The 23003-nt window shown below is 73.1% G+C and carries 19 protein-coding genes; 8 read left to right on the forward strand and 11 right to left on the reverse strand.

Translation table 11 applies throughout. The features are described from left to right. The 3 genes from K7854_RS09425 to K7854_RS09435 all read right to left on the reverse strand — a co-directional run. Nucleotides 1-1991 (reverse strand): rhamnogalacturonan lyase (locus K7854_RS09425; RefSeq protein WP_226025946.1); only part of this gene is annotated, 1991 nt, incomplete at its 3' end. 76 nt (nucleotides 1992-2067) lie between these two features. Further along, nucleotides 2068-2808 carry a class I SAM-dependent methyltransferase gene (locus K7854_RS09430; RefSeq protein WP_226025947.1) on the reverse strand — a complete coding sequence of 247 codons (741 nt, stop codon included), beginning with the start codon at nucleotides 2806-2808 and terminating at the stop codon, nucleotides 2068-2070. A 4-nt stretch (nucleotides 2809-2812) separates the two neighbouring features. Beyond that, complete coding sequence (locus K7854_RS09435; RefSeq protein WP_161379476.1) at nucleotides 2813-3118, reverse strand: 4a-hydroxytetrahydrobiopterin dehydratase; 306 nt, start codon at nucleotides 3116-3118, stop codon at nucleotides 2813-2815. Nucleotides 3119-3220: 102 nt separating this feature from the next. On the opposite strand from K7854_RS09435, the gene K7854_RS09440 reads away from it, so the two are divergent. Next, nucleotides 3221-4036 (forward strand): helix-turn-helix domain-containing protein, encoded by an 816-nt coding sequence (locus K7854_RS09440; RefSeq protein ID WP_226025948.1) that lies wholly within the window; start codon nucleotides 3221-3223, stop codon nucleotides 4034-4036. On the opposite strand, the gene K7854_RS09445 is transcribed toward K7854_RS09440, so the two are convergent. Beyond that, the gene (locus K7854_RS09445) at nucleotides 4018-4443 is read right to left on the reverse strand and encodes a hypothetical protein (protein WP_226025949.1); all 426 of its coding nucleotides are present in this window, start codon (nucleotides 4441-4443) and stop codon (nucleotides 4018-4020) included. The genes K7854_RS09440 and K7854_RS09445 overlap by 19 nt on opposite strands. A gap of 227 nt (nucleotides 4444-4670) precedes the next feature. Between K7854_RS09445 and K7854_RS09450 the strand changes: the two genes are divergently transcribed. The 6 genes from K7854_RS09450 to narI all read left to right on the forward strand — a co-directional run bounded on the left by K7854_RS09450 (nucleotide 4671) and on the right by narI (nucleotide 13056). Further along, nucleotides 4671-5534, forward strand: a complete 864-nt coding sequence (locus K7854_RS09450; protein ID WP_226025950.1) for a Sco1979 family transcriptional regulator — start codon at nucleotides 4671-4673, stop codon at nucleotides 5532-5534. A 98-nt stretch (nucleotides 5535-5632) separates the two neighbouring features. Then, on the forward strand, nucleotides 5633-6442 hold the full coding sequence (locus tag K7854_RS09455; RefSeq protein ID WP_226025951.1) for an SAM-dependent methyltransferase: 810 nt from the start codon (nucleotides 5633-5635) through the stop codon (nucleotides 6440-6442). A gap of 105 nt (nucleotides 6443-6547) precedes the next feature. Then, nucleotides 6548-10243 carry a nitrate reductase subunit alpha gene (locus K7854_RS09460; RefSeq protein WP_226025952.1) on the forward strand — a complete coding sequence of 1232 codons (3696 nt, stop codon included), beginning with the start codon at nucleotides 6548-6550 and terminating at the stop codon, nucleotides 10241-10243. Further along, a complete protein-coding gene (narH, locus tag K7854_RS09465) occupies nucleotides 10243-11838 on the forward strand; it encodes a nitrate reductase subunit beta (protein ID WP_226025953.1) in 1596 nt (531 codons plus the stop codon). The genes K7854_RS09460 and narH overlap by 1 nt, the downstream gene beginning before the upstream one ends. A gap of 4 nt (nucleotides 11839-11842) precedes the next feature. Then, nucleotides 11843-12337, forward strand: coding sequence for a nitrate reductase molybdenum cofactor assembly chaperone (gene narJ / locus K7854_RS09470; RefSeq protein ID WP_226025954.1), 495 nt, complete (start codon nucleotides 11843-11845; stop codon nucleotides 12335-12337). Beyond that, complete coding sequence (gene narI / locus K7854_RS09475) at nucleotides 12334-13056, forward strand: respiratory nitrate reductase subunit gamma (protein ID WP_226025955.1); 723 nt, start codon at nucleotides 12334-12336, stop codon at nucleotides 13054-13056. Before narJ ends, narI begins: the two co-directional genes overlap by 4 nt. A 10-nt stretch (nucleotides 13057-13066) precedes the next feature. On the opposite strand, the gene K7854_RS09480 is transcribed toward narI, so the two are convergent. Then, entirely contained in the window at nucleotides 13067-13897 is an 831-nt protein-coding gene (locus K7854_RS09480) for a hypothetical protein (RefSeq protein WP_226025956.1), read from the reverse strand. Beyond that, entirely contained in the window at nucleotides 13894-14379 is a 486-nt protein-coding gene (locus K7854_RS09485) for a SigE family RNA polymerase sigma factor (protein WP_226025957.1), read from the reverse strand. Before K7854_RS09485 ends, K7854_RS09480 begins: the two co-directional genes overlap by 4 nt. A 194-nt stretch (nucleotides 14380-14573) precedes the next feature. Between K7854_RS09485 and K7854_RS09490 the strand changes: the two genes are divergently transcribed. Next, nucleotides 14574-15752 (forward strand): hypothetical protein, encoded by a 1179-nt coding sequence (locus K7854_RS09490; RefSeq protein WP_226025958.1) that lies wholly within the window; start codon nucleotides 14574-14576, stop codon nucleotides 15750-15752. Between the two features lie 73 nt (nucleotides 15753-15825). On the opposite strand, the gene K7854_RS09495 is transcribed toward K7854_RS09490, so the two are convergent. From K7854_RS09495 to K7854_RS09515, 5 genes are all read right to left on the reverse strand, one after another. Further along, on the reverse strand, nucleotides 15826-16251 hold the full coding sequence (locus K7854_RS09495; RefSeq protein WP_003972448.1) for an OsmC family protein: 426 nt from the start codon (nucleotides 16249-16251) through the stop codon (nucleotides 15826-15828). An 87-nt stretch (nucleotides 16252-16338) separates the two neighbouring features. Next, nucleotides 16339-18144 carry a vWA domain-containing protein gene (locus tag K7854_RS09500; protein WP_226025959.1) on the reverse strand — a complete coding sequence of 602 codons (1806 nt, stop codon included), beginning with the start codon at nucleotides 18142-18144 and terminating at the stop codon, nucleotides 16339-16341. Next, on the reverse strand, nucleotides 18141-19202 hold the full coding sequence (locus tag K7854_RS09505) for an ATP-binding protein (protein WP_226025960.1): 1062 nt from the start codon (nucleotides 19200-19202) through the stop codon (nucleotides 18141-18143). The genes K7854_RS09500 and K7854_RS09505 overlap by 4 nt, the downstream gene beginning before the upstream one ends. 80 nt (nucleotides 19203-19282) lie before the next feature. Next, on the reverse strand, nucleotides 19283-20707 hold the full coding sequence (locus tag K7854_RS09510) for an amino acid permease (protein ID WP_226025961.1): 1425 nt from the start codon (nucleotides 20705-20707) through the stop codon (nucleotides 19283-19285). A gap of 81 nt (nucleotides 20708-20788) precedes the next feature. Then, a complete protein-coding gene (locus K7854_RS09515; RefSeq protein ID WP_226025962.1) occupies nucleotides 20789-22942 on the reverse strand; it encodes a phage holin family protein in 2154 nt (717 codons plus the stop codon). Nucleotides 22943-23003: the final 61 nt, after the last annotated feature.

A 23003-nucleotide genomic window follows, 5' to 3' on the forward strand; every position in this document is an offset into this window, starting at 1 on the left:
GCTGCCCACCTACGCCTTCCAGCGCCGGCACTACTGGACCACCCAGGCCGGGTCCACAAGTGCCGCCGGGCACCCCTTGGCCGGCACGGCCGTCTCCCTCGCCGACACCGAGGGGATGGCGGGGCGGTGGGCATGTCCGCGCCGATGAAGTAACTCGGGTGCGGGGGCTGGTTGTAGGCGGTGTTCTGCCAGGCCAGGGCGGTGCGGTACTGGGTGTCGTGGAGGAGGGTGGTAATGCGGGTGTCGGTGGCGTAGGGAGTGGAGTAGATGCGCAGGGCCGTGTTGTCCGACGTGCGCCAGACGACCTCCTCGCGCCAGTCGCCGAGGATGTCCCCGGCCAGGACCGGGGTGGCCTTCGTGCCGTTGTTGGAGGCGACTCCGGAGCCGGTGAGGAGGCGGGTGTCGCCGGAGGTGCCGTACTTGTCGACGTGGGTGCCGTCGAGGAGTTCGCGGACGGTGTCCCCGTCCCACCAGGTCAGGAAGTTGGCGCTGGAGGGCTTGCGGCTGTTCACCACCGTGCCCTTCGGGTTGCGGATGCCGCTCTCGGCCGACGACCAGGACTCGGCGCCCGCGCTGCCCGGCCAGATGTCGCCGGACACGCCGCGGCCGTTGTCGCCGCTCGCGCCGGTGGACCACAGGATCTGTCCGGTGCGCGCGTCCGCCATCCACGACGAGGGCTTTGATCCGTCCTCGTCGACCTTGAACTCCTCCAGGCCCGCGCGGGAGGGGTCGAGGTCGCCGACGTGCATGGCGTCGCCGTGGCCGTTCCTCGTGGTCCACAGGGCGTAGCCGTTGTCGTCGACGGCCATCGCCCCGTACACGATCTCGTCCCGGCCGTCGCCGTCGACGTCCGCGACGGAGAGCTGGTGGTTGCCCTGGCCGTCGTAGCCCTTGCCGCTGTTGGTCGAGGAGTTGGTGTCGAAGGTCCAGCGGCGGGTGAAGCGGCCGTCCCGCCAGTCCCAGGCCGCGATCACCGTGCGCGTGTAGTAGCCGCGCGCCATGATCAGGGAGGGGCGGGAGCCGTCCAGGTACGCCGTGCCCGCGAGGAAGCGGTCGACGCGGTTGCCGTACGAGTCGCCCCAGGACGAGACCGAGCCGCGGGCGGGGACGTAGTCGACGGTGCCCATGGCCTTGCCGGTCGCGCCGTCGAACATGGTGAGGTATTCGGGGCCCGACAGGACGTAGCCGCTGGAGTTGCGGTGGTCGGCCGAGGAACTGCCGATGACCGCGCCGGTGCCGTCCTTGGTGCCGTCGGCGGTCTTCATGGCGACTTCCGCCCGGCCGTCGCCGTCGTAGTCGTACACCTGGAACTGGGTGTAGTGGGCGCCGGAGCGGATGTTGCGGCCCAGGTCGATGCGCCACAGGCGGGTGCCGTCGAGCCTGATGCCGTCGACGACCGTGTTTCCTGTGTGGCCGGACTGGGAGTTGTCCTTGGCGTTGGTCGGCTGCCACTTCAGGACGAGGTCGAGCGCGCCGTCGCCGTCGAGGTCACCGACGGAGGCGTCGTTGGCCTCGTAGGTGTAGGAGACGCCGTCGGGGGTGGTGCCGCCGGCCGGCGGGCTGATCGGCACGTCCTTGTAGCCGGCGCGGAACTGGATCGCGTGGCCGGAGTCGCCCTGCTCCGTGCCGTTCACGACCGCGCGGACCGTGTAGTCGGCGTGGGAAGGGGCGCCGGCGTGAAAGAAGGTGGTGGAGCCGGTGATCGGGGCGGAGTTGACCTTCGTGCCGGCCCGGTACACGTTGAAGGCGACGTCGTCCGGGTCGGTGCCCAGCCAGCGCCAGCCGACCAGGTTGCCGTCGCCGGTGTGGACGCTGACGACGCCCCGGTCCAGGGCCTCGACCTGGCGTGCGGTGGCGGCGGCCACGGCGGTGTCGGGGGCCGGCGTGGTCAGGCCCGCGCCCGCCAGCCCGGCGGCGAGGGCCACGGCCAGGGTGCGTGGGCGTCTGCGGTGGGTGCGGGGGACGTGGGGGCGAGTGTGGGGGTGCCGCACGGGACGAACCTCCTGAGGGACGGACGGGTTCCGCCTCTCAGTCGCCGCCCGGGGCGGCCGGGTTGCCGCCCCTCCCTCACGACTTGGTGAACGCCGCGAGCGTGAAGACGGGGTCGGGCCGGGGCCGGTCCTGGTCCGGGAGGGCGGCCAGCCGCGCGGCGAAGTCCTCCGCGAGCGGTTCGCCGGGGGGCAGCGTGACGAACCAGCCGCGCCGCAGGTCGGCCACCGTCCGGCGGGGGCTGCGGCCCTGGCCGTGGCCGGTGAAGCGGGCGCTGCCCGCCGGGACCAGGCCGTGCTCGCGGGCGTACCCCTCGACCAGGTGGGCGGCGTCGTGCGCGGTGCTGGGCGGGCGGTCGGCGAGCACGGCGTCGATGTCGCTGCCCACGTTGTGCGAGGCGCCCTTGTCGACCGTGGTCACGTACGTTCCGCCGGGCCGCAGCACGCGGGCGCACTCACCGACGATGGCCCGCACGTTCTCGGCGCCGCCCGCCAGGTGCAGCAGCCACACGCTGGTCACGGCGTCGAACGCCCCCGCGCCGAAGGGCAGTCGGCGGCTGTCGGCGAGCAGGACGGCCCCGGGCAGCCGGGCGGCGGCGCGGTGGGCCATGGCGGGGGCGAGGTCGGCGCCCACCACCCGCAGGCCGTCGCGTCCGGCGGCGATCCGGCGGGTGACGATGCCGGTGCCGCAGGCCACGTCGAGCAGCCGGCGGGCCTGGCGCGGCACCAGGTTCAGTACGGCCTGCGCGGCCGCCGCGGCCCGGGGCTCGCCGCCGCGGGAGGCGTCGTACCGCTCCGCTTCCTTGTCATAGTCGAGCACACCGTCAGTGTGCCCCGTGACCGGCGGCCAGGTCCTCCACCCTGCGGGCGAGCTCGACGTCCTTCTCGGTGACGGCGCCGCCCGCGCTGTGGGTGTGCACGGCCAGGGCCACCGTGTTGTAGCCGAGCGTCAGGTCGGAGTGGTGGTCCAGCTCCTCCTGCACCTGGGCGATGTGGACGACCATCGCGGTCGCCGCGAAGTGGGAGCCGAGCCGGTAGGAGCGGGTGAGCCGGCCGGCGTCGAGGGACCAGCCGGGCAGAGCGGCCAGCCGCTCCTCGATCTCCTGCGGCGACAGCGGTTCGACGGGCATGTGCTGCGCTCCTTCGCTGGTGGTGCTGGAGGGACGGATCCGTTTCAGCGTGCCACACCGCGACCCCACCGGCGCGGCCCGGCGTCGACTACCGTTCCGGGTATGACCGCACTCGTGCCCGGTACCCCCGCCACCGACCGGGGTGTGGGACCGATGCTGCGTGCCTGGCGGGAGCGGCGGCGGGTCAGCCAGCTGGAGCTGGCGCTGCGGGCCGGCTCCTCGGCCCGGCACATCTCCTTCGTCGAGACGGGCCGTTCCCGGCCGAGCGAGGAGATGGTGCTGCGCCTCGCCGAGCACCTGGACGTGCCCGTGCGTGAGCGCAACGCGCTGCTGCTCGCCGCCGGTTACGCCCCGCACTACCCGGAGACCCCCCTGGACGACCCCGCGCTCGGCGCCCTGCGCGAGGGCGTGGAGCGGCTGATCCGGGGCTACGAGCCGTATCCCGCGCTGGTCGTCGACGCGACGTACCGGGTGCTGGCGGCCAACCGGGGGATCGCGATGCTCACGGACGGCGTCGCCGAGCACCTGCTCGCACCGCCGGTGAACGCGATCCGGCTGACGCTGCACCCGCAGGGCCTGGCGCCGCGCATCCGCAATCTGCGCGAGTGGCGCGGGCACCTGCTGGCGCAGATGGAGCGGCAGATCGCCCTGCACCGCTCGCAGCCGCTGCGGCAGCTGTACGACGAGGTGGTGGCGTACCCGGTGCCGGACACCGGGCCGGGCCGTGAGCCGGAGGAGCCGGTGCCGTACTTCGCGCTGCCGATGCGGATCGAGCACGAGGGCCAGGTGCTGTCGTTCATCTCGTCCATCTCCACCTTCAACACCCCGATGGACGTGACGGTCGCCGAGCTGGCCGTCGAGACGCTGCTCCCGGCCGACCCGGCGACGGTCAAGTACCTTCACTCGCTGCTGCCCTGACCCTGGCGCAGGGCGCCGTACTGGAGCAGGGCGAAGCCGGCGACGACGAGTGCCTGGAGCACCGTCCACACCGCTCCGGCCGTGGTGGGCGTGAGCCAGAGGGCGAGCGCGACGAAGCTGACGGCCGCCCAGGCCAGGTTGGCCTCGACGACGGCCCGGACGGCGAGCGCCGGGGGCCGGGGGCGGGCGGCCAGCAGGCCCACGCACCCGGCGTAGACCGCGAGGAAGGCGCCGAGGACGAGGAGCAGCCCGGAGCCGGCGCCGAACCAGCGGCCGAGCGGGCCGGAGAGCACGAGGTAGGCGAACGCGTTGGTGCCGGTCACCACCGCGTCGAGGGCGAGGAAGCGGCGGAGCATCAGCCGCGGTTCGGCCGTACGGGCGAGTGCGGCGAGCTGGTGCGTGGACATGACGAGTCACCCTCCGTCGGATCGGAGATGCTGGGGTGGGCCGGGCCCCGGGCCGGGGTGCGCCGGTCCGGGGCCCGGTGGCTCCACGATCCCGCCCCGCACGGGCGGGGTCGATTACCCGGCGGGTAATGCGTCCGGTACATGAATGATCCACGAACACCCCTGTGAGACTGACAGAGGAACATGACAGACTGCGGTGAGACTTGGGCGCGTTGGGGAGGCGTGGCGTGAGTGAGCGGCGGGCCGCACCCACCGTGGGCCAGGTGGTCCTGGGCAGGCGGCTGCAGGAACTGCGGGAGACGGCGGGCCTCAAGCGCGAGGAGGCCGCCAAGGTGCTCCGGGTGGCCCCGGCGACGGTACGGCGCATGGAGATGGCCGAGGTCGCGCTGAAAATACCGTACGTCCAGATACTGCTGACGGCGTACGGGGTCGCCGGCGACGAGGTCGCGGCGTTCGTCGCGCTCGCCGAGGAGGCGAACCAGCCGGGCTGGTGGCAGCGGTACCACGACGTGCTGCCGGACTGGTTCAGCCTGTACGTGAGCCTGGAGGGCGCGGCGCGGATCGTCCGCTCCTACGAGCCGCACTTCGTCCCGGGGCTGCTGCAGACCGAGGACTACGCGCGCTCGGTCCTGGAGGCCGGGACCATCGGCAGCGCGGGCTCGGACGCGGTGGAGCGGCACGTGTCCCTGCGCATGGAGCGGCAGCGCCTCCTCGACCGCCAGGACCCGCCCCACCTGTGGGTGGTGATGGACGAGACGGTGCTGAAGCGGCCGGTGAGCATCCACGGCCGGGTGATGCGCGAGCAGCTCGACAAGCTGCTGGAGTTCGCCGGCCGGGACCGGGTGACGCTCCAGGTCGCCGAGTTCGAGGACGGGCCGCACCCCGGGACGTACGCGCCGTTCACCCTGTTCCGGTTCGCGGAGCCGGAGCTGCCCGACATGGTCTTCACCGAGTACCTGACGGGCGCCCTGTACCTGGACTCCCGTGCCGAGGTCTCGGCGCACCTGGAGGTCCTGGACCACATGACGGCGCGCGCCGCCTCGACCCAGCGCACCGAGAAGATCCTGCGCGAGTACCGCGAGACCTTCTGACCGGCGACGACCCGCACGCAGCCCAGGCAGTTCACGCACTCCACGCAGTTCACGCAGTCCAGGCAGCAGCCCACGGAGCACCGAGGAGACGACACCGCATGACCGGATCCGAGACCGCGCCCCTCGACACCAGCCGGCCGCACCCGGCCCGGGTCTACGACTGGTGGCTGGGCGGCAAGGACAACTACCCGGTGGACGAGGAGCTGGCCCGCAAGATCCTCGCGGCGGACAGCACGGCGGTGCGCGGGGCGCGCGCGAACCGGCGGTTCATGCACCGGGCGGTCCGCACCCTCGCCGAGGCCGGGATCCGCCAGTTCCTGGACATCGGCACCGGCATCCCCACCGAGCCGAACCTGCACCAGGTGGCCCAGGCGGTGGCGCCCGATTCGCGGATCGTCTACGCCGACAACGACCCGATCGTCCTCAGGCACGCCGAGGCGCTGCTGCACGGCTCGGCGGAGGGCACCACCGCCTACGTCGACGCCGACGTCCGGGACCCGGACCGGATCCTGCGGCTGGCGGGCGAGTCCCTGGACTTCGGCCGGCCGGTCGCCCTGTCGCTGGTGGCCCTGACCCACTACCTCGACGACGCGGCCGACGGCGACGACGTGTACGGCCTGCTCAAGCGGTACGCCGACGTGCTCGCACCCGGCAGCTTCCTGGTCCTGACGCAGGTCACCCCCGACCTGAACCCGGAGGCGGTGGGCAAGGCCGCGGAGCTGTTCGCCCGCGGCGGCACACCGTTCCACCCGCGCTCCCTCCCCGACTTCGCGCGCTTCTTCGACGGCCTGGAGCTGCTGGGCCCCGGCATCATCCCGGTCACCGGCTGGCGGCCCGAACCGGAGGACGTGGCGGCCCAGACCGAGGGCATCGTGCCGGTGTACGCGGGGGTGGCCCGCAAGCCCTGACGAGGAGGTCCGAGGCCCCCGTCCTGACCCGTACGGGCGCCGCGAACGGGTGCGCTCCCGTGCCCGGCCCTAGGTTCGGGAACCAGGGCGAGCAAGGGAGCGCACGTGACCGACACGCGGACACCGCCCACCGAGCCGGGCGCGGCGCTGCTGCGCGCGGGACGGTTCTTCCGGCCGGGCACCGCCGCACCCGACCTGCACAGCATCGGCCTGGTCGGCGGGCGGGAGTCGGACGCCTTCTACCGGGACCGCTGGAGCCACGACAAGGTCGTGACGTCGACGCACGGCGTGAACTGCACGGGTTCGTGCCGGTGGAACGTGTTCGTCAAGGACGGCATCATCACCTGGGAGACCCAGGCCACGGACTATCCGTCGGTCGGCCCGGACCGCCCCGAGTACGAGCCGCGCGGCTGCCCCCGGGGCGCGGCCTTCTCCTGGTACACCTACTCGCCCACCCGCGTGCGCTACCCCTATGTGCGCGGCGTGCTCCTGGAGATGTACCGGGAGGCGAAGGCACGGCTGAAGGACCCGGTGCTGGCGTGGGCCGACATCCAGGGCGACCCGGAGCGGCGCGGGCGCTACCAGCGGGCGCGCGGCAAGGGCGGCCTGGTCCGGGCGAGCTGGGACGAGGCGGTCGAGCTGGTCGCCGCCGCGCATGTGCACACCATCCGCACCCACGGCCCCGACCGCATCGCGGGCTTCTCCCCCATCCCCGCCATGTCGATGGTGTCGCACGCGGCGGGCGCCCGCTTCCACTCGCTGATCGGCGCCCCGATGCTGTCGTTCTACGACTGGTACGCCGACCTGCCGGTGGCCTCCCCGCAGGTCTTCGGCGACCAGACGGACGTGCCGGAGTCGGGCGACTGGTGGGACGCCGCGTACCTGATCATGTGGGGCACCAACGTGCCGGTGACCCGCACGCCCGACGCGCACTGGATGGCGGAGGCCCGCTACCGGGGCCAGAAGGTCGTCGTGGTCTCGCCCGACTACGCCGACAACACCAAGTTCGCCGACCAGTGGCTGCACCCGCACCCCGGCACGGACGCCGCGCTGGCGCTGGCGATGGGGCACGTGGTGCTCAAGGAGTTCTTCGTCGACCGGACGACCCCCTTCTTCGACGACTACGTGCGCCGCTTCACCGACCTGCCGTTCCTGGTGACGCTGACCGAACGGGACGGGGCGTACGTCCCGGACAAGTTCCTGCGCGCCGCCGACCTGGGGCAGGGCGGCGACGACGCCCGCTGGAAGACGGTGGTCCTGGACGAGGCCACGGGCCGCGCGGTGGTCCCGAACGGCTCGCTGGGCTTCCGCTGGAACGAGGCCGACCAGGGCAAGTGGAACCTGGACCTGGGCGACGTGCGGCCCCGGCTCAGCCTGCACGGACACGAGATGGCCTCGGGCGTGGAGGTGCTGCTGCCCCGCTTCGACACCGAGGGCGGCCCGCACGGGCAGGGGCGCGGGGACGTGCTGCGCCGCGGGGTGCCGGCGACGCGGCTCGGCGGGGCGACCGGTCCGCTGGTGACGACGGTCTTCGACCTGCTGCTGGCCCAGTACGGAGTGGCCCGGCCGGACCTGCCGGGCGACTGGCCGGAGTCGTACGAGGACGCCGACGCGCCCGCCACCCCGGCCTGGCAGGAGACGCACACCTCGGTCCCGGCGGCGGCCTGTGTCCGCATCGCCCGCGAGTTCGCGCGGACCGCCGAACGCTCCAAGGGCCGCTGCATGATCCTGATGGGCGCGGGCACCAACCACTGGTTCCACTCCGAGACCATCTACCGCGGCTTCCTGGCCCTGCTCCAGCTCACCGGCTGCCAGGGCCGCAACGGCGGCGGCTGGGCGCACTACGTGGGCCAGGAGAAGTGCCGTCCGGTGACCGGCTGGGCGTCGCTGGCCGCCGCCTCGGACTGGTCGCGCCCGCCGCGCCAGGCGATCGGCACCGGGTACTGGTACCTGCACACCGACCAGTGGCGCTACGACCGGTTCCGCGCCGACGTGCTCGCCTCGCCGCTGGGCGAGGGGCGGCTGGCCGGGATGGCGGGCGCGGACTGCCTCGCCCTGTCGGCGCGCACCGGCTGGATGCCCTCGTACCCGACCTTCGACCGCAACCCGCTGGAGCTGGGCGAGACCTTCGGCGACCCGGTGGCGAACGCGGTGGCCGAACTGCGCGCGGGCACCCTGAAGTTCGCGGGCGAGGACCCGGACGCGCCGCGGAACTGGCCGCGGATCGTGACCCTGTGGCGGGCCAACCTGCTCGGCTCGTCGGGCAAGGGCGCCGAGTACTTCACCAAGCATCTGCTGGGCACCCAGTCCTCGCTGCGCGCCGAGGAGGCGGCGCCCGGCGAGCGGCCCCGGGACGTGGTCTGGCACGAGCAGGCTCCGGAGGGAAAGCTCGACCTGCTGCTCTCGCTGGACTTCCGGCACACCTCGTCCACGCTGCTGTCCGACGTGGTGCTGCCCGCCGCGACCTGGTACGAGAAGCACGACCTGTCCAGCACGGACATGCACCCCTACGTGCACGCCTTCTCCCCGGCCGTGAACCCGCCGTGGCAGGCGCGCACCGACTTCGACACCTTCAAGCTCCTCGCGGAGAAGCTGAGCGAGCTGGCCGAGGACCACCTCGGGGTCCGCAGGGACCTGGTGGCGGCACCGCTCCAGCACGACACCCCGGGCGAGATCGCCCAGCCCGGCGGTGTCGTACGGGACTGGCGGCGCGGTGAGTGCGATCCGGAGCCAGGGAAGACCATGCCGAACCTGGTGGTCGTGGAGCGCGACTACACGGCGATCGGGGCGAAGTTCGCGGCGCTGGGACCGCTGGTGGAGGCCAAGGGCCTGCCCGCCAAGGGCATCACCCTGAAGCCGGACGAGGAGGTGGCGCGGCTGCGGGACCTCAACGGCACGGTGCGGGGCGGCCCGGCCGACGGGCGTCCGGCGCTGGACACGGCGGTGAAGGCGGCCAACACCGTCCTGGCGCTGTCCGGCACCACCAACGGCCGCCTGGCCACCCAGGGTTTCCACACCCTGGAGGCGAAGACCGGGCAGGAGATGGCCCACCTGGCCGCCGAGCACGAGGGCAAGCGGATCACCTACGCCGACACCCAGGCGGCGCCCGTGCCGGTGATCACCTCGCCGGAGTGGTCGGGCAGCGAGGCGGGCGGGCGGCGCTACACGGCGTTCACGCTCAACACCGAGCACCTCAAGCCCTGGCACACCCTCACCGGCCGGCAGCACTTCTTCGTCGACCACGACTGGATGCACGAGCTGGGCGAGGCGCTGCCCGTGTACCGGCCGCCGCTGGACATGCACCGGCTGTTCGGCGAGCCGCGGCTCGGCCCCGACGGGCACCGCGAGGTGACGGTCCGCTACCTGACCCCGCACAACAAGTGGTCCATTCACTCCGAGTACCAGGACAACCTGTTCATGCTGGCGCTGTCCCGGGGCGGCCAGACCATCTGGATGTCGGCCGAGGACGCGGCGGCGATCGGGGTCGCGGACGACGACTGGATCGAGGCGGTCAACCGCAACGGCGTGGTGGTGGCCCGCGCGATCGTCTCGCACCGCATGCCGCCCGGCACGGTCTACATGCACCACGCCCAGGAACGCACGGTCAACGTCCCGCTCACCGAGACCACCGGAAAACGCGGCGGCGTCCACAACTCGCTCACCCGTCTGCTGCTCAAACCGACCCATCTCATCGGCGGCTACGCCCAGTTGTCCTGGGCGTTCAACTACCTGGGCCCGACGGGCAACCAGCGCGACGAGGTGACGGTGATCCGGCGCCGCTCCCAGGAGGTCGAGTACTGATGCGCCCGATGGCCCAGGTCGCGATGGTCATGAACCTCGACAAGTGCATCGGCTGCCACACCTGTTCGGTCACCTGCAAGCAGGCGTGGACCAACCGGCGGGGCATGGAGTACGTCTGGTTCAACAACGTCGAGACCCGCCCCGGACAGGGCTACCCCCGCCGCTACGAGGACCAGGAGAGGTGGCGGGGCGGCTGGGAGCTGAACCGGCGCGGCGCACTGAAGCTGAAGGCCGGCGGCCGGTTCAGGAAGCTCGCCGGGATCTTCTCCAACCCGCGGCTCCCGGAGATCAAGGACTACTACGAGCCCTGGACGTACGACTACAAGAACCTCACCGACGCCCCGCTCGGCACCGACTACCCCGTCGCACGCCCGGTCTCGCAGCTCGACGGCAAACCGATGAAGATCGGCTGGTCCTCCAACTGGGACGACAGCCTCGGCGGCGCCCCCGCCTACGGCGACCTGGACCCGATGGTGGAACGCACCCGGCAACAGGCCTCGGAGAAGGTGCGGTTCGCCTACGAGGAAACGTTCATGTTCTACCTGCCGCGCATCTGCGAGCACTGCCTGAACCCGTCGTGCGTGGCCTCGTGCCCGTCGGGGGCGATGTACAAGCGCGCGGAGGACGGCATCGTCCTGGTCGACCAGGACCGCTGCCGGGGCTGGCGGATGTGCGTGACCGGCTGCCCGTACAAGAAGGTGTACTTCAACCACCGCACCGGCAAGGCCGAGAAGTGCACCTTCTGCTACCCGCGCATCGAGGTGGGCCAGCCCACCGTCTGCTCGGAGACCTGCGTCGGGCGGCTCAGGTACCTGGGGGTCGTCCTCTACGACGCCGACAAGGTGACCGAGGCCGCCGAGACGCCGGACGAACGCGACCTGTACGAGGCGCAGTTGGGTGTCTTCCTCGACCCGGAGGACGCGGAGGTGCGGCGGGCCGCCGAGGAGGCCGGGATCCCGTTCGACTGGATCGAGGCGGCCCGGCGCTCCCCCGTGCACGCCCTGGTCAGCAAGTACCGGGTGGCGCTGCCCCTGCACCCGGAGTACCGCACGATGCCGATGGTCTGGTACATCCCGCCGCTGTCGCCGGTCGTGGACGCGCTGACCGAGACCGGGCACGACGGCGAGGACGCGGACAACCTGTTCGGCGCGATCGACACGCTGCGCATCCCGCTGGAGTACCTGGCCGAGCTGTTCACGGCCGGTGACACCGGCCCGGTGCGGGCGTCGCTGGAGAAGCTGGCGGCGATGCGCGCCCACATGCGGTCGGTGAACCTCGGCGAGGACCCGGACCCGGCCGTGTGCGCGGGCGTCGGCATGCGCCCCGAGGAGGTCGAGGAGATGTACCGGCTGCTGGCGATCGCCAAGTACGAGGAGCGGTACGTGATCCCGACGGCGGCCGTCGGGGACGCGCACCGGCTGGAGGCGTCGGCCCTGCCGGACACGTGCAGCCTGGACACCGACGGCGGCCCGGGCATGGGCGGCGACGGGCCCTTCGGCCAGGACTCGGGGCGCAGGCGGCTGCCGCTGGTGCCGGTGGAGAACTTCCACATCCTGCGCAGGCGGCAGACCGCGGACGACGAGAGGGAGGTCTGATCCGATGCCCGGCTTCGAGGTGCTGTACCAGGCGGCGGCGCTCTGTCTGACGTATCCCGACGACGACTTCCGCGCCCGGCTGCCGCTGCTGCGCGAGGCGGCCCCGCAGCTGCGCGCGTTCACCGACCACGCGGCCGCGACCGAGCAGTGCGCTCTCCAGGCGCACTACGTCGAGGTCTTCGACTTCAGGAACCGGCACAGCCTGTACCTGAGCTGGTGGACCGACGGCGACACCCGCAACCGCGGCATGTCCCTGGTCCGCTTCAAGGAGCTGTACCGCGCGCACGGCCTGGAGTTCACCGGCGAGGAGCTGCCGGACTTCCTGCCGGCGGTCCTGGAGTTCGTCTCCCGCACCGGGGACATGACCATGCTCACCGAGCACCGCGACGCCCTCGACCAGCTGCGCTCCCGGCTCACCGCCTTCGGCACGCCCTACGCCTGCGTCCTGGACGCGGTGTGCGCCACCCTGCCGCCCGCACCCACCGGAGCCCGCCGATGAACGTCTTCCTGTGGGGCGTGCTGCCCTACGCCGCCTTCGCGCTGCTGATCGCGGGCCTCATCTGGCGGCACCGCTACGACCGCTTCGGCTGGACGACCCGCTCCTCGCAGGTCTACGAGTCCAAGCTGCTGAACATCGCCTCGCCGGTCTTCCACTACGGCATCCTGTTCGTGCTGGCCGGCCATCTGATCGGCCTGTTCGTCCCGGCGTCGTGGACGCAGGCGATCGGCGTCAGCGAGCACGCCTACCACCTGTTCTCGCTCTACGGCGGCACCCTCGCCGGGGTCCTCGCGGTCGCCGGGATCGGCATCCTGATCTACCGGCGCCGCACCAACGCGCCGGTGTTCCGGGCCACCACGGCCAACGACAAGGTCATGTACGTCTTCCTGCTCGGCGCCCTGCTCCTGGGCATGATCGCCAAGCTGTCCGACACCTCCGGCAACGGCTACGACTACCGGAGCACCATCGCCCCGTGGGCGCGCAGCCTGTTCACGCTGAACCCGAAGACGGAGCTGATGGAGGGCGTGCCGGTGCTGTACCACGTGCACGCGGTGGTCGGGATGGTGCTGATCGCCCTGGTGCCCTACACCCGCCTGGTGCACATGTTCAGCGCGCCCCTGCAGTACCTGACCCGCCCGTACGTGGTCTACCGGTCGCGCGACCCCAGGCAGCTGGGGCCGCGCCCGGACCGGCGGGGCTGGGAGCGCGCGGGCTCCTGACCCCGCCCGGCTACCCGCCCGCCGACGGTTGCCGTTCCGCCACCAGTTCCGGTCGCAGCATCAGGGCGCGGAGCTGGGCACGGCTCAGGGGCGGGGTCCGCAGCAGGGGACCGAGCTGTCCGTGGCCGCGGTAACCGGCGCTGTCGCGGACGAACAGGGCCCGGCCGTCGGGGAGTACGAGCCGGCCGGTGAGTTCCTCGCCCCACTCCGGGCCGCCCTCGCTCCGCTCCCGCGGCTGCCGCCAGATGGTGAGCACCCGGCCGCCGGTCAGTTCCTCGCGCACGCAGTCGGTGCGCGGGGGCTCGTTCCCCTTCGGCGCGCAGAGGTCGTGGGCGGGGTCCAACCCGTCGGGGAACTTGGCCTCCAGGTACTTCCGGTCGTGCAGGGCGACCCCGAGGTAACCGACGCCGTCTCCCCGGCGGACGGCGTACCAGCCGTCCAGAGCGCCGTGGGACTCCGCGCTGGTGGCGGCGTCCAGGTCCGCGTCCTTCAGCAGCACGGCCAGGGAGATCTCCTCGGCCTCCCCGGCACCGGCCGGCAGCAGCCCCGCGAGCCGCTGCTCCCGCCCCGAGCCGCCGGTCAGCTCGGGGTGCGCCGGAGCGGCGGCGGAAGGGGATGCGGGGGCGGACGCCCGGTCCGCCCCGCCCGAGGGCACGGCGGACACGGTGAACAGCGCGCCGGCCATGACGGCCAGCGCCCCGCCGGCCACCACCGCGCGGCGCCTGCGGCGCACCCTGGCCGCCGCGGCGAACACCGCCGCCGCGTCGAACGAGGGGCCTGCGACCCCCTCGGCGGCCCGGGCGAGCAGGTCGCGCACCTCGTCGTCCCTGGCGTCGCTCATACGAACTCCTTCCCCACCTGGGCGCGGAGAGCGGCCAGCCCGCGGGCCGTGTGGCTCTTCACCGTGTTCGCCCGCATTCCGAGCACCGCGGCGGTCGCCTCGACGCTCTGGTCCTCCCAGTAGCGCAGCACCAGCACGGCCCGCTGCCGCGGTGTGATGCGGGCCAGTGCCTCCCGCACCACCATCCCGGTCTCCGAGTCGTTCTCGGGAGCGGCCCGTTCGGGCATCTCCCCGTACGCGTGCTCACGCCGCCAGAACCGGCGTCTGCCCTCGATGAAGGTGTTGAACAGCGTCTTGCGGGCGTACGCCTCGACGTTGTCCAGCTTCTGCAGGCGCCGCCAGCCGAGCACCACCTTGACCAAGGTCGTCTGCACCAGGTCCTCCGCCTCGTGGCGGTTGCCGCACATCAGGTAGGCGCTCCTGAAGAGCGCCAGGCGTCTGTCCCGGACGAAGTCGTGCAGCGCGTCCTCACCGTGATCCACCCCACCCCCCTTTCCCCACCCGCCCGCGCGGACGGTCTCACCGTTCAAGTGCGGTGGCCCGCCCTCCCGGTTGCGGCCCGCCCGGCCGAATCCGGGGTCGGAAAAGACGGCGGCCGCCGCAACGTCCTGCTCCGTCCACCGCATTGAGAAGGAGTACGGACGTCCGACACGAGAACACAGCGGGAGAGCCCACCATGAGTGCAATACGCGTACGCACGAGAACCGCCGTCACGGTCCTGGCCCTGGCCGCGGTCACCGTACCGGCCGCCACCGCGCACGCCGGTGCCCGGTGGTCCGCCGCGGACCTGACGGGCGTGGGCCACGCGGCGCTGACCGGCGTCACCAGGGTGGACGGCGACACCACCTGGGCCTACGGGGTCAAGGTCCGCCAGGAGGGCAAGGTCCAGCCCAGGACACCGCTGCTGCTGGCCCGCGACGACGACGAGCGGTCCTGGCGGGAGATCCCGATGCCGGCGTTCGCCGACCGCTCCAACCAGATCAGCGCGATCGACGCCGTGTCCCAGCAGGACGCCTGGGCGGTCGGTCTGTACGAGGAGTCGCGCGGGGCCTTCCTGACCCAGCACTGGGACGGCACTCAGTGGCGGGTGGTCGACGCGCCGGCGCCGGACGGGATCGAACTCGCCGGTGCGGGACTGCTGGACGTGTCGGCACGGACCGCCGACGACGTGTGGGCGGTCGGCTGGCTCATCGTCGTCGACAGCGAGGTGCCCAACCCGGACAAGCCCGGGGGGACGATCCAGGAGACGCACGCGGAGGCGATGCTCCAGCACTGGGACGGCGAGGCGTGGCACCTCGTGCCCGTACCGGACGCCGCCTCGCTGTGGACGTACTCCGTCACCGCCCTCGCCGACGACGACGTGTGGGTCTCCGGCTACACCTTGGACGACCGGCCCGCGATGCTGCACTACGACGGCTCTTCCTGGTCCCGGGTACCGGTCCCCTACGACGGGGTCAACGGCGAACTGACGGACCTGGAGGCCCGCGGGCCGAACGACGTGTGGGCGGCGGGCCGGAAGCTGGTGGACGACGAGGACCCGGGGCACGCGCTGCTCGCGCACTGGGACGGCCGTACCTGGAGGCAGGTGCCGACGCCCGCCGACGCCGGCCGCGTGAACGACCTGACCCTGGCACCCGCCGGTGTGGTGGTCGCCGGGGAACAGCCGGACGGCACACCGTACGTGATGCGGCTGCGCCACGGCGGGTGGTCACGGCCGTCGGTGCCGCCGGGCGGTACGGACGGCAGCCGGTACCTGACCTCGGTGGCCTGGACCCCGCGGGGCGTCACCGCCGTCGGCTACGAGGAGGGGGCGACGGGCCTGCCCAGCCCGTCGCTGCTGACCGGCGGACGCTGACTCCCGGCCGCGCCGGGCCGCCCGCACCCTCCGGCACGGGACGTGACCGTGCTGGAGGGCGCAGGGCGCCGAGTCAGGCCAGCTTGGCCGACAGGGTGATGGTCGTGCCGGTCAGTGCCTGGCTGACCGGGCAGTTCTTCTTGGCGTCCTCGGCGGCGGCGACGAACGCGTCGTTGTCGAGGCCGGGGACGGTGCCCTCCACGGTGAGGTGGATGCCCTTGATGCCCTCGCCGGGCTGGAAGGTGACGTCGGCGGAGGTGGTGAGCTTGGTGGGCGGGGTGCCGGCGCCGGCCAGGCCGTGCGACAGCGCCATGGAGAAGCAGCTGGAGTGGGCGGCGGCGATCAGCTCCTCCGGGCTGGTCTTGCCGTTCGCCTGCTCGGCGCGCGACGGCCACGACACCGGCTGCTCGCCGATGCCGGACGAGTCGAAGGTGACGACACCGTTGCCCTCGAGCAGGTTGCCTTCCCAGACGGTGTGTGCGGAGCGCGTGGTTGCCACGGCGGTTCCTCTCGAATTCTCTTGCTGTACCTGGGCGGTGGGAGCCCGGCGGCCGGGCTCCCACCCCCCATCCGATCACACTCCGGCTCAGCTCACCCGGAAGACCGGCCCTCGGGCGGTGAACGGCAGCCGCGCACCCTGCGGAATCAGGTAGGCGTGCTCGCGCCGCACCCGCAGGACGTCGCACCAGCCGTCGGTGATGACGAGGACCGGTGCGGTGGGCGGGAAGTCGTCGGCGCGCAGCAGCAGGTCCACGCCGGGCTGCAGGACGGTGCCGCCGCGGCCGTGCACCCGGACCCGGCCGGCGATGTCCGTCACGGGCAGGTACCCGGCGTCGTGCGGCGCGGCGTCGCAGAACACGACGCGGGCGGCGGGCACGTCGCGTGCCTCGGCGTAGGAGGCGATGGCGCCGAGCGCCTTGCCGAGCAGGGTGCGGTCCATGGAGCCGGAGGTGTCCAGGACGACGCCGAAGGTGCACCGGGCGATCTCCTCGGGCGGGAAGTACCGTCCGGCGCGCGGGATGTCGGGGGTGGCGGCCTGCCGCCGGGAGGGACGGGCGTACGACCGGACCGGCTCGGGGCGGGGCACGTACTCGTCGAACCAGCGGGCGAGCCGGGCGTCCCAGGGCAGCGGCGGGTGGCTGAGGGCGCGGATCTCCTGGACCAGGCCGCCGGGCAGGAAGCCGCGCCCCTGCTGCTGGTGCAGGTCGAGCCCCTGGGCCAGGCCGCGGCGGTAGAAGCCGTCGAGGTCGACGTGGTCGCGGGGCGGGCCGAGCGGGCCGCCGAGCACGTCGCCGACGCCCTTGCCGCGCGGGGTGGACAGGCGGCGCATGCGGCGCAGGTCGACGGCGATGCGGTCGTACACCTCCTCGGCGGACAGCCCGGCCAGCTCCGGGTCGTGCAGCAGGCCCTCGGGCATGGTGCCGACCTGCATCTCGACGAGCCAGCCGTTGATGACGTAGTCGCAGGCCACGTTGAACAGGTACGGGTCGCGGGTGCCGCAGCGGTCGCCGTGGCGCAGGGCGGCGTGCAGCATCTCGTGGGCGAGGATGAAGCGCCATTCCTCGTCGTCGTACCGGCGCAGCGGGTTGACGTAGATCTCCCCCGCCTCGGCGTTGACGGCGGCGACGGAGATGCCGTGGGCGCGGGCCAGTTCTGCGTCGGCGACCAGGGTGATGCCGGAGGCGATGCCGCCGAGCAGCGGGTAGGAGGAGACGAACCAGCTCAGGGCCTGCTGCCAGGGCCGCAGCCGGGTGGGGCCGCCGAGCATGTCGTCGCGCCGGCCGCCCGCGAGGTCCAGGGCGGTGGACATGGTGCGGGTCAGGGCGTGGGCGAAGGCCAGTTGCCAGTCGGGGACCTGGAGGTTCCAGCCGTCCCAGGGGACGAGCAGCTGGTCGGGGTCGCCGCCCGCGGTGCCGCAGCGCTCGTAGGCGGCGGGGATGCCGCCCGCGCGGCGCCAGGCGGCGGCGATGCGCTCCTCGTCGCCGTCGGGGTACGTCGGCGGCAGGTGGTCCGGGGTGCGGCCGATCGGGAAGGTCAGCAGGAAGCGGTTGACGACGGTGCAGCGGGCGGCCAGGTCGTAGCGGTCGGGCTGGACGCGCTCGCCGCCTGCGGCGGGTACGTGGCCGAAGCCGAGGTGGATCAGGGCGTGGGCGATGGCCCAGGCCCAGTCGGCGGGTTCGGCGTGGCGGGTGGGGTGCAGATGGACCCGGCCGTCGGAGTCGACCCGGGCCAGGCCCTGCCGGGGCGCCACCCCGCACTCCTCCTCCCGGCACAGCTTGACCTCCATGGCCGCGAGCGCCGGGTTGGCCCACACCAGCTGTACGCCCTTGGCGCAGTCCTCGGCGGCCGGGTCCTTCTTCTTCTGCTGCTTCTGCTTGCGGGTGCGGCTCACCGGCGGGCCTCCACCAGCCGGGGCATGTCGCGGGCGGCCTCGACCAGGAACCAGGCGGGCAGCACCGGGTTGCCGTCGGCGTCGGAGGCGATGACGCTCTGGGCGACCTCGACGGAGATCTCGGCGAGCTGCACCAGCAGCGACTTGGCGCGGTAGGCGGTCTGGCGGCCGTTGGCCGACATGTGCTCCTTGCTCGCGGGCAGTTCCTTGACCAGGCGGCCGCGGAAGGACTCGGCGAGGTAGTAGAGCAGGTCGCGGTCCTGGAGGCGGCTGGGCCAGCGGGCCTCGCCCTTGAGGATCGCCTCGATGCCGAACCGGCTGCGGACGATCTTGACGTAGCCGCAGAAGGCGGTCGCGTGGGCCGGGGTGAGGGTGCCGTGGGCGAGGACCTTCAGGGTCTCCTCGTCGAGATCCTGGCCGAAGGAGTGCAGGGCGTCGGAGAGCATGTGCCAGGAGCGCGGGGTGGAGAACGGCTCCTCGGTCTTGGGCGGCTTGGACCACAGGTGGTCGGGGCGGTCGGTGAGGTGGTCGGTGATCCACGGGTGGATGCCGTGCTCGCCGGCCCAGACCAGCCAGTCCTTGGCGGAGGCGTCCAGGTGGACGTGGGTGAGGCGGTTGACCAGCGCGGAGGCGATGGGGCGGGCGAGCGCGTTGTCGGTGGCCCGGTTCCCGGCGCCGATGACGATGGAGCCCTTGGGGAGTTCGTAGTTCCCGATGCGGCGGTCGAGGATCAGCGAGTAGAACGCCTTCTGCACGTCCGGGGTGGCCGCGTTCAGCTCGTCCAGGAAGAGGCAGTACGGCTCGTCGCGGGCGATGGACTCGGGCGGGCAGAACACCGACCGGCCGTCCCGGATCTGCGGGACGCCGATCAGGTCTTCCGGCGCGAGCTGGGTGCCGAGCAGGCTCACACACTCCAGGCCCAGCGAGTCGGCGAAGTTCCGCACCAGGGAGGACTTGCCGATGCCGGGTGCGCCCCACAGGAAGACCGGCCGCACGGTGGCGAGGCCGAGCAGCAGTTCCGGGAGGCGGGCGGGAGTGACGGTGACGGCTGCCTGCACGCAGGGGCTCCTTGGCGGGAGAGGGGGTCGGGAGATGACCGGCCCAGTGTGCGTGCCCGCGGTGCCCTCGTGCAGCCGAATTACGGAGCGGTGGTCCCCTCGGCGCGGCGCCTGCGGGCCGCCATCACCGCGTACACGAGCACGCCCGCGAAGAGGAACAGCACGCCCTGGTAGACGGCCGCGTAGCCGGCGCCCGCGACGAGCCACAGGGAGAAGGCCGCCGCGACCGCCGCGATCACTCCGTCCCGGACCAGGCGCGCCCGGTCGACCTGCTCGCCCTGCCCGGAGACCAGGTGGAAGAGCTGGGCGGCGGTGGCCAGCAGGTAGGGCACGGTGGCGGTGAAGGTGGTGACGAGGACCAGGACCTCGAAGACCTTGGCCGAGCCGGACGTGTAGTTGTAGACGGTGAGCAGCGAGGCGAGGACCACGGTGACGCCGACGCCGACGGTGGGCACCCCGCGCCGCTTGCGGGCGAAGGCGGCCGGGAAGAGGCCGTCCTTGGCCGCCGCGTACGGGGTCTGGGCGCTGAGCAGGGTCCAGCCGTTGAGGCAGCCGGTCATCGAGACCAGGGCGGCCAGCGCGACGGCCCAGCCGCCCCAGGAGCCGCCGAACATGGCGTTCACGGCGTCCGAGAAGGGGGCGTCCGAGGTGACCAGGCGGTCGTGGGCGACGGTGCCGAAGACGGAGAGGGTGCCCAGCAGGTAGACGAGGGCGGCGCCCGCGGTGCCGATGACCGTGGCCCGGCCGACCGTGCGGCGGGGGTCCTTGACCTCGCCGGCGCTGACGGCCGCGGACTCCACGCCGAGGTAGGAGAAGAGCAGGATCGCGGCGGCGGCGGAGACCGCGCCGATGCCGCTGGAGCCGGTGGCGTTGAAGGGGCCCAGGTTGCCGGGGTCGAAGAAGAACAGGCCGCCGACGGCGACGAGCAGCAGCGGCGCGAACTTCAGCACGGTGGAGACCAGCTGGACGGCGCCCACGTAGCGGGTCCCGGCGAGGTTGGCGAGCGCGGGCAGCCACTGGATGACGAGGGCGGCCAGGCAGGCGGTCCAGCGGTGGTCGTTCACCGGGACCAGGACGTCGAGGTACCCGACGGCGGCGACGGCGAGGGCCGCGTTGGACACCCAGGTGGTGATCCAGTACGCCCAGGCGGCGAGGAACCCGGCGAAGTCGCCGAAGGCGCCGCGGGCGTAGACGTAGGGGCCGCCGGTGCGCGGGTCGCGGGCGGCGAGGCGGCCGAAGACCAGGGCGAGCGCGATGGCGCCGACGGTCAGGACGCCGAAGGCGAGCAGGCTGACGGTGCCGAAGGGGGCGACGGAGGCCGGGAGCAGGAAGATGCCGCCGCCGATGATGTTGCCCATGACCAGGGCGGTGGCGACGGGGAGCCCGAAGCGGCGGGCGTGCCGGCCGTTGCCGGGTGCGGGGTCGGTGGGGGCGGTGTGGTCGGGGGCCGCGGGGGTCGCCTGCGGTTCCGGAGCCGGTGGGGGGACGGTCCCGGTGACGTGCATGGGGTGGTGCGCCTCTCATGGAACGGGGCCCGGGATCGCCGGACGCGCCCATGGTCGGGCACGGCCCGGCACCGCTCCAAATCAGGCGCTTTTGTCCTGTACGAACCCGTCCGCGACGGGAAATGGTGCGCCGTCCGCGGCGTTCGGCCGTGAATCGTCCACGGGCTCCACGGGCACCTGCGGGCCGTTCGACTCGCGCAGCCAGCGGCGCAGCACCCGGTGGACCTGTTCGGCGCCGACGATCTGCGCGCCCTCCTCGACCGGCGCGGACAGGACGACGGGCGACAGCAGGAAGGCGCGCGACTGGGCGCCGCCGAGCCCGCCGTGCGAGCCGATCTGCTCCTCGAACGCGAGGACCTCGCCGTCGGCCGGTTCGTGGAAGGAGTTGACCATGATGTCGGCGGTGTGCGGGAAGGAGTGCGTACGGCGTACGGCGTCGGCGGCGCCGGGACCGAAGGGGGCGAGCGGTCCGGGGTCCGCGTCGAGCCGGTCCAGGGGCACCTCGGCGCCGCGCGCGCCGAGCACGACACCGCCGTGTGCCTCGCTGCGCACCAGCAGGAAGCCGATGCCGGGGTGGTTGGCGAGGGTCGGCAGCAGGGCGGGGTGGCGGGCGTCGATCTCCTCCCGGGTCATCCGGTGCGGCACGTCCGGGAACGAGACCAGGCCCAGGTTGCCGGAGGCCAGCACGATCGGCTCGGAGCGGCGCCCGGCGGGGGTGTCGGCGGGCCGCTGCTGCTCGGCGCCCTCCTCCACCGGCCGGTGCAGGGCGGCCCGTACCGTGTTGCGCGCCTCGGCGCCGCTGCGGGTGCGCCGGGCGCTGCGCGGCACGGGCAGCCCGCAGCCGGCCCGCACCAGGTCGCCGAGGGTCAGGCCGTAGCGGGCGCGGAAGGTCTCGCCGGGGCTCTGGCCGTGGTCGGACAGGAGCACGATCCGGTACGAGCGTGGGGCGTGCTCGGCGACCTTCTCGATCAGCGCGAGGGCCCGGTCGAGCCGTGCGAGGACCTTGGCGGCGTCCCGGCCGTGCGGCCCGGAGTGGTGGGCGACCTCGTCGTAGGCGACCAGGTCGGCGTAGACGGCGGTGCGGCCGGCCAGCATGTCGCCCATGACCGCGGCAACGACGACGTCGCGTTCGACGACGGTCGCGAAGGCGCGCACGAAGGGGTAGAGACCGCCGCGGGAGACCCGCGGGCGGACCTTGTGGACCCGGGCGCGGGTGGACTGGCCGATCTCCCGGCACACCTCGGCGACGAAGGACATCGCGGTGCGCACGGCGTTGGCGGGGTCGGAGAAGTAGGCGAAGTACCCGGATCTGGAGCGGGTCTCGCGGCTGCGGCGGCGGGTGGCTATGGACAGCACGAGGGCCTGTTCGTCGGCGCCGCCGCCGAACAGGTTGCCCCGGCTGGCGCCGTCGAGGCTGAGCAGTCCGCCGTCGCCGGTGCGCTTGACGGCGCGGTACTGCAGTTCGGCGGCGCTGGTCGGGCGGTTGCAGACCATGACCTCGCCGCTGTCCTTCTCGTACCAGCGGAAGGCGGGGACGTCGTGGTTGCTGCCGTGCAGGATGCCGAGCTGGCTGGCGCCGGTCTGGCTGGACCAGTCGGTGCGCCACTCGGCGAGCCGGTGGGTCGCGGAGCCGCCGTCGCGGCCGAGCCAGCGGGCGACGGTGGGCATGGTGCCGCGGTCGACGGCGTCGAGCAGGACGTCGTGACCGACGCCGTCCAGCTGCAGGAAGACGGTGCCGGGACCGGCCGGGCAGGGCGGCCCCGATCTGCGGCGGCGGTCGGCGAGGCGGTAGAGGCGGCGGCGGTAGGCGTCGTCGTCGCGCACGGCCAGGGCACCGCCGGTGGCGGAGGCGACGGCGGACATGACGGCGGCCACCACGACCGCCGTCTCCGGGGCGACGCCGCCGCGTCCGGCCGGGTTGACGTCGATGGCGAGGAGCAGCAGCCCACCGTTGAGGAAGAAGACCAGCAGGCCGAGGACGAGGGCCGGCACCAGGAGCAGCAGGCGCACCAGGAGCGGCCAGACCAGCGCGGAGAGCAGGCCGAAGGCACCGGCGCCGACCGCGGCGGTCATGGCGATGTCGGTCGCGCTGTCCCCGTCGGGCGACTGGAGCCGGAAGTCGGGCAGGATCCCGGCGAGCACGAGCATGGTGACGGTGGAGACGGCCCACACCGTGACACTCCGCCCGATCTGACTGGCGACCCGGCGCCAACGCCCTCCACCCACGCTCCGCACACCTCACGTCCCGGCCCGTCGTCCGTGCGGGCCTTCCCCACCCTGCCACAACGCTCCGGAG

Source organism: Streptomyces hyderabadensis, from assembly GCF_020404845.1.
GTDB lineage: Bacteria > Actinomycetota > Actinomycetes > Streptomycetales > Streptomycetaceae > Streptomyces > Streptomyces hyderabadensis.

Coding starts and splice junctions, on each gene's coding strand:
- K7854_RS09435 (WP_161379476.1), bottom strand. CDS start 3,118: ATGCCCGTCGAACCGCTGTCGCCGCAGGAGATCGAGGAGCGGCTGGCC.
- K7854_RS09440 (WP_226025948.1), top strand. CDS start 3,221: ATGACCGCACTCGTGCCCGGTACCCCCGCCACCGACCGGGGTGTGGGA.
- K7854_RS09445 (WP_226025949.1), bottom strand. CDS start 4,443: ATGTCCACGCACCAGCTCGCCGCACTCGCCCGTACGGCCGAACCGCGG.
- K7854_RS09455 (WP_226025951.1), top strand. CDS start 5,633: ATGACCGGATCCGAGACCGCGCCCCTCGACACCAGCCGGCCGCACCCG.
- narH (WP_226025953.1), top strand. CDS start 10,243: ATGCGCCCGATGGCCCAGGTCGCGATGGTCATGAACCTCGACAAGTGC.
- narJ (WP_226025954.1), top strand. CDS start 11,843: ATGCCCGGCTTCGAGGTGCTGTACCAGGCGGCGGCGCTCTGTCTGACG.
- narI (WP_226025955.1), top strand. CDS start 12,334: ATGAACGTCTTCCTGTGGGGCGTGCTGCCCTACGCCGCCTTCGCGCTG.
- K7854_RS09480 (WP_226025956.1), bottom strand. CDS start 13,897: ATGAGCGACGCCAGGGACGACGAGGTGCGCGACCTGCTCGCCCGGGCC.
- K7854_RS09490 (WP_226025958.1), top strand. CDS start 14,574: ATGAGTGCAATACGCGTACGCACGAGAACCGCCGTCACGGTCCTGGCC.
- K7854_RS09510 (WP_226025961.1), bottom strand. CDS start 20,707: ATGCACGTCACCGGGACCGTCCCCCCACCGGCTCCGGAACCGCAGGCG.